This window comes from Clostridioides sp. ZZV15-6598 (assembly GCF_020657705.1).
Lineage (GTDB): Bacteria > Bacillota > Clostridia > Peptostreptococcales > Peptostreptococcaceae > Clostridioides > Clostridioides difficile_F.
This window is the reverse complement of record NZ_JAGWCS010000044.1, coordinates 23,274-29,746: the sequence shown is the minus strand read 5'-3', so window position 1 is coordinate 29,746 and position 6,473 is coordinate 23,274. Positions and strand designations below refer to the sequence as shown.

Genomic DNA, 6,473 nt, shown 5'->3' with positions numbered 1-6,473 from the left:
TATGACATCTTGTGGCACAACATTATACATTAAAGAACCAACCAGTACTCCTATTATTAAATAAGGTAATACTGATACATATAGTTTCCAAGCCTCTTTTATTGCTTCAATTAAATACTTTTTAATTAATTCTTTTTTTGAAAGATGTAAATTCATATCATTTGATTTTACTTCTTCACTATTTTTTATATTTACATTTTTCACATATTTTTCAAATCCTAGTTTTTCAAGTAAAATTCCTATTATCAATGGGAATATTAGTACTATAGCCGAATATGTGACTGTTATTTTTACCCCAAATAAAGTTAACATAAGAACTATTACAGCTGGGTCTAAAAATGGTGATGTAAATAAAAATGTCATAGTTGGCCCAAATGGAGCTTTTACTTTTGTTAACCCAACTAACACTGGTACTGTAGAACATGAGCAAAAGGGTGTAAATGTTCCTAATATCAAGGCATTTATATACCCTAAGAACTTATTTTTTGTACTCAACATACTTCTTATTTTTTCTTCTGAAATAGTTTGTTGTATAATCCCAACTAAAAAACTTATTCCTAAAAATAAGATAGTTAATTCTACAAATAAATATATAAACTTATTAAATATCTCTGTCATTGATTCATCTCTCCAATTTCTAAAAAATTATAATATTTCAAAACACATCAATTTTTTTTGATATGTTTCTTAAAAATAAAAGATGATTATACACCTTTTACTTTTTTTCTTCATCTTTTTCAGTTTTATCACTTTCATCACAACAACTTTTATCATTGCAACACTCTTTTATTTCTTCAATTTCAAATGAACAGCAACTATTTTCTTTATTCTTTTTTGAAAATAATTTTTTAATAGCAGAACTCTTTTCAGACATATGAAAACCTCCTAAATATTTTTTAATACACTAACATATCGATTGTTTTCGATATGTTAATTAGAATTATATCAAAAAAAATTGATATGTTCAAGTGTATTTTAAAAAATTTTTAAAATTAACTCTTTTGATAAGAATTTTTCTAGTTCATCCATATTGATACTATAATAATTCCATTTACCTTGTCTCTCTTTTGTTATTAAATTAACATCTAATAACATTTTTAAATGATATGATAATTTTGATTGTGAAATATTAAAGTATTCGACTAGATTACAAACACATATACTTTCTTGTTTATTTAATTCTATCAATATATTTAATCTTATATTATCTGATAAAGCTCTAAATACTAGTTCATATAATTTTATATCATTATTCATAATAGTTTACCTCTTTCTATAATATACATATCAATTTTATTTTATTCAATAATTACTATATTGTAAATAGATTATTTATAAGAAAAAATAAAATCATTTCCATTTAAATTATAAAAGACTGACTCTTATTAAATAAGAAACCAGCCCTTTATAACTTAACTACTTTATTTTTAATCTATGAATTCTAATAATTTTAATATTTCTTTAGCAATTTCTCTTTCTTTTCCTATATAAGGATATGAATGAATATGAATTGCAGGATTAAAATTAAGCTCAATTATTGCATACGATGAATCTTCATCCTTATAATCATCTATCATCATATCAACACCACAAATATTTGCACCCATAGATTGAGAAGATTTAACAGCTATATTTTTAAATCTTTGAGGTATATCATCTGTATAATCAACACTATCTCCACCAGTACTAATATTTGAGTTTTCCCTTAAGTAGACTATTTCATCTTTTTTAGGGATATAGTCAAAATCTAATCCTCTATGTTTTAAAAATAATTTTGCATTTTCATCTAAGTCTATTTTTTCTAGAGGAGTTTTATATCCCTTTCCTCTTAATGGACTTTGATTTTTAATTGCTATCAATTTCCTAATTGATAGTTTTCCATCACCTATTGCATTTGCGGGAACTCTATGAAGTATGCCTACAACTTTATCTCCAATCACTAAAAATCTATACTCTTTGCCACTTATAAACTCTTCAACTAATACAGTATTATCATGTTTAAAAGCAATTTCAAAAGCACTCATTACATCTTCTTTTTTAGCTCCTTGAGGGAATATGCTTATTCCTGTTCCAAAATTTGTAGACTTTGGCTTTATAACTATAGGCTTGTTTGTAAAATTATCAATTTTACTTATTGCATCTTCAATATTATCAAATTCACTACCATCAGGTACTCTTATATTGCTCTTTTGTAATATTTTTTTAGTAACTACTTTATTCTCCATAGCAAGAACAGTTGCATAGTTATCCTTAGATGTTTTTGTTGCTTGCTTTACATATTCCACTTTATCTCCTTGCTCAAGAGATATAAAGTTGTCACTTCTATCTATTAATTCAGATTTAATCCCTCTTTTAATTGATTCCTTCATTAAAATTTGAGTAGATAACTCTAAATCTTCATATCCTTCTAGTTTAAACCTGTTGTTATATGCTAACTCTTTATATTCTTTAGCAAGGTTTAAATGAGCATTTACATAGCCTTGTTCCTTTACTTTTTCAATCATTTTATAAGTATAAGTTTCTTTATAATCCTTAACTTTATCTACTATATTATCTATTATTTTATCTTGTCTTAATTTAAGTTCATCATTTATAACTTTAATTTTATCTAAAATTTCAAGACCCCACTTTATCTTTGATACACTCTTTCCATCTTTAATTAAATCAACATCATTTTGACCTTTAGTTGCTATTATATTTTGATTTTTAAGTGCTTCTTGTTGCCAATTTTTATAATCACTTTCATCCTCAATTAGTAAGAATATGTTAAATAAATTTATAAAGTATAAATCATCTAAACTTATTCCACCTTTTTCAAATGGGTTTATATCAATACTTCTATATTCTAAATAATTTATTCCATCACTTACTAGAGACTTAAGTAATGATTTAGGATCTTTTGCCTTTAATCTTATTGGGGCATATAATTCTTTATGACTATCAATAAAATCTTCATCTATAAACTTATTAATGCTATTAACATATTCTTCTACACTATCGTAGCTTGGGAATAAATCTATTTTATTTTTATAGCCACATTCACTATTTCTGTAAGATAGTGCTCCTTCATTTGAAAAACTTCCTTTTGATATTTCATCAAGTTGTTTTACGCAGTCCTCATTATAACTTTTATGTACAACACTTGTACATCCTAAAAGATATATAAGTAACCATCTGTATCTTAGATAATTTCTAGTAACCTTTAAATATACATCATCTTTAAAATCTTTATAATAACTTGATTTATCGCTATTTTCATATAGTTTCTTTATTATATTTTCATTAAACGAAAAGTTATAATGTATACCTGATATCAATTGTTTTTTTCCACCATATTTTAAAAGTAACTCTTCTCTATATTCTCTTGCGATTTTTCCTTCTTCACATCCACAAAACTCTGCTATTGGTATATCTTTATCTTCTGGTATTATAGCTGGCATAGATTGTGGCCATAAATACTCATCTTCAAGTTCCATAGCTACTATATCATAAAGTGCATTTAAAAATTTATATGTCTCTTTAGTAGTTGAAAATACTGGTGTTATAAGTTCTAATTGACTTTCTGAAAAATCTGTTGTTATATATGGATTACACATTTTATATCCAAAAATAACTGGATGTGGTTTTTCTGATAATTTTCCTTTTGTATCTACTCTAAGTCCTTCTCTTTCAACTCCAAAATTACCTTTTAATAGTTCTTGTTTAGTAAATAAATTCTTCATTGTCTTAAGCATATTTGTCATCCTTTCTAACCTTAATTCGATACATTATATATGATGTTATTCCTTTTAAAACACTTGATATGGATATACTAATCCATACACCATCTACACTAAAATACTTTGTAAATACTAGTGCCATTGGTATTCTAAGCACTGTAAATATTATACTTATCATAGCTGGAATATTTGGTATACCAAGACCTGTAAACATACCATTTGAAACCATTTCAATAGCGCTAAATATTTGTGAAATTGCAATTATTCTTAAATACATACTAGCAATTTCTATAGTTGCAGCATCTTTTATAAATATAGTGACTAAATACTCTGGTATTAATAAAAATACTACTGATGTTATAATTGCATATACTACACCTATTTTTAGAGATGTATGATACCCTTTTATAATTCTATTGTATTTTTTAGCACCATAGTTTTGGCCTGTAAAGCTTGCTATAGCACCATTTAATCCACCAATCACCATAAATGTTATTGATTCTATTTGAAGTCCTATCTTTTGACCTGCTATTGCATCTGATCCAAACATAGATATTATTCTAGCAAGTATTATATTTACTATAGTAAATAGTACTCTCTGAAATGACATAGGGAATCCTAGTTTTATTATTTCAACAACTTCATCTTTATTGATTCCTATTTTGAAATCAAAGTTAAATAACCCTTTTGAACTTACCCTAAACATTATATACATAACTATATTTGCTATTAGTGTAGCTATAGCTGCTCCTAATACTCCAAATTTAAATACATATATAAATATTGGATCTAATATTATGTTTAAAACTATACCAACAGCACTTATTTTAAGTGCTCCTGAGTTATGTCCATAACTCCCAAGTATTCTTATATACATTAAATTGAAGAATGAGAAAAATAACATGGGAGCACTTATAGCTAGATATAAGTTAGCACCTCTTTCTACAACTTCATTTCCTAGATTTAAAAATCCTATAAAGTACTTTCCAGCAAATATAAGAATGAGTGCATATATAAGGCCTAATGTAAAGTTAATAAATATCCCTGCGTTTATATATGATTTTACCTCATGTTCTTCATTTTTACCTAGTGCATGTGAAACCTTTATCCCAGCTCCTATAACTACTAATGTATTTATAGAATATCCAAGTCCTATAAAAAAACTTGATGAGCCAACACTGGCAACAGCATTACTTCCAAGTCCTCCAACCCAAAACATATCTACTATGTTGTATGTGAATTGTAAAAGTGAACTACCCATTATAGGTATAGCCAATGCTGCTATTACAGATAGTACCTTTCCTTGTGTCAAATCCACTTTTTTCATTTTATTTTCTCCTTTGTAGTACTGTTATTACATAGTGCTAGTATTCTCACTATATAGTTTAATTAACCAACTTTATTTAAAGCACTCATTTATATCAAAAAAATTGACTTATGTTTATTAAATCAATTTTTTTTGATGTTACAATATTATTTTAATTTTATAAGGGTCTATTTATACTATTTAAATTATGTAAAAAATATAAGACATCATATCTCTTTAAATATACCTTTTTATTATATATACTATAAGTAATTTTTCTTATGTGTTTATCTATTTCTGAGTTGATCATAAATTTTTCTATTTTCTTATAGGTACTTTCTTTACCTGATACTTTGTATTAAAGGAATCTAATTTGCTTATTTTAGTCCAATAATTAGTAATTGAATTTAGGAAATAATTGGAGCATTTTTTGGCAATCTACTCATGAATCATAATCCATATTCACTTTTTGATTTACTGAAAAATTATGATAAATACAACGCTTTTATTTTTTTCAAGATGATAGAAATCATAAATAAAAAAAGGGTATTCCATAGCATTTTGGAACACTCCTTAAATTCTGTATTAATATTAAACAATTTTATTAATTCTTGACCTTAACCTTTAAATATTTTTTTGTATTAATATACCTATTGCAGTTACTAATAGCATTAGTATTCCAACGATTAAAAAATATTTCCATCTATTTGATCCTGCAATAATACCAGTAGCTCCTATTGTAAAAATTGCTACTCTTGGAGTCATGAATATAAAGGTAAATATGTATATTTTAAAAGGTTTATATCTGTAATACCATAAGCAAAATTTTGTAGATTATATGGGAAGATTGGTATAATCCTTGTAATCATAAGTATTACTAAATCATTTTTATTATCATCCGAAAATAATAATCTTTTTAATGTTTTATTTTTTTCAACCATAGGTTTAACTGTATCTTTTAAAAAAAATCTCCCTACTAAAAATGCTAATACTGCTCCTATTGTAGTTGCAATTAAGCATGCAAATGTACCAAGAAATGGACCAAACATTACTCCAGCAAATAAAGCGAATGTTGCTCCTGGTAATGCTAAAAGTACACAACCTACAACTGTAATAGCAATATAAACTAATAATGCTATTAATATATTATCATTAACTATCTTTTTCAAAAATAATAAATTACTTATATCTGTCAAATAATCAGAAAACTTGTAATACTTATCTAAGCAAAAAATAATAACGATAATAAACACAAAAATAATAATCTTAATAATCTTTTTTTTCATTTTTTTATCCTACTTAAATCCATATTTTTTAATTAAAAACACCTCAAAGTGCATTTATATAACTTTGAGGTGTTTTAATTATTTTACTTTCTTATTTACTATCATAAATGATATCGATGAATATCGATGTTTTATATAGCTTTTAAATAATAAATTTAGCCT

General features: G+C 25.5%; 7 protein-coding genes. All 7 read right to left on the bottom strand.

The features are described from left to right. On the bottom strand, positions 1-618 hold a 618-nt coding region (locus tag KGF50_RS10555), incomplete at its 3' end, for a permease (protein WP_227848001.1). Positions 619-715: 97 nt separating this feature from the next. After that, entirely contained in the window at positions 716-874 is a 159-nt protein-coding gene (locus KGF50_RS10550) for a hypothetical protein (protein WP_227848000.1), read from the bottom strand. A gap of 101 nt (positions 875-975) precedes the next feature. Beyond that, a complete protein-coding gene (locus tag KGF50_RS10545) occupies positions 976-1,257 on the bottom strand; it encodes an ArsR/SmtB family transcription factor (protein ID WP_227847999.1) in 282 nt (93 codons plus the stop codon). A 170-nt stretch (positions 1,258-1,427) separates the two neighbouring features. Continuing rightward, positions 1,428-3,734 carry a bifunctional glutamate--cysteine ligase GshA/glutathione synthetase GshB gene (gshAB, locus tag KGF50_RS10540; protein ID WP_227847998.1) on the bottom strand — a complete coding sequence of 769 codons (2,307 nt, stop codon included), beginning with the start codon at positions 3,732-3,734 and terminating at the stop codon, positions 1,428-1,430. Next, positions 3,727-5,046 (bottom strand): MATE family efflux transporter, encoded by a 1,320-nt coding sequence (locus KGF50_RS10535; RefSeq protein ID WP_227847997.1) that lies wholly within the window; start codon positions 5,044-5,046, stop codon positions 3,727-3,729. Before KGF50_RS10535 ends, gshAB begins: the two co-directional genes overlap by 8 nt. Positions 5,047-5,649: 603 nt before the next feature. Further along, positions 5,650-5,790 carry a hypothetical protein gene (locus KGF50_RS10530; RefSeq protein ID WP_227847996.1) on the bottom strand — a complete coding sequence of 47 codons (141 nt, stop codon included), beginning with the start codon at positions 5,788-5,790 and terminating at the stop codon, positions 5,650-5,652. Continuing rightward, on the bottom strand, positions 5,787-6,311 hold the full coding sequence (locus tag KGF50_RS10525; RefSeq protein ID WP_227847995.1) for a VTT domain-containing protein: 525 nt from the start codon (positions 6,309-6,311) through the stop codon (positions 5,787-5,789). The genes KGF50_RS10530 and KGF50_RS10525 overlap by 4 nt, the downstream gene beginning before the upstream one ends. Positions 6,312-6,473: the final 162 nt, after the last annotated feature.

Coding starts and splice junctions, on each gene's coding strand:
- KGF50_RS10545 (WP_227847999.1), bottom strand. CDS start 1,257: ATGAATAATGATATAAAATTATATGAACTAGTATTTAGAGCTTTATCA.
- KGF50_RS10530 (WP_227847996.1), bottom strand. CDS start 5,790: ATGACTCCAAGAGTAGCAATTTTTACAATAGGAGCTACTGGTATTATT.
- KGF50_RS10550 (WP_227848000.1), bottom strand. CDS start 874: ATGTCTGAAAAGAGTTCTGCTATTAAAAAATTATTTTCAAAAAAGAAT.
- gshAB (WP_227847998.1), bottom strand. CDS start 3,734: ATGCTTAAGACAATGAAGAATTTATTTACTAAACAAGAACTATTAAAA.
- KGF50_RS10525 (WP_227847995.1), bottom strand. CDS start 6,311: ATGAAAAAAAAGATTATTAAGATTATTATTTTTGTGTTTATTATCGTT.
- KGF50_RS10535 (WP_227847997.1), bottom strand. CDS start 5,046: ATGAAAAAAGTGGATTTGACACAAGGAAAGGTACTATCTGTAATAGCA.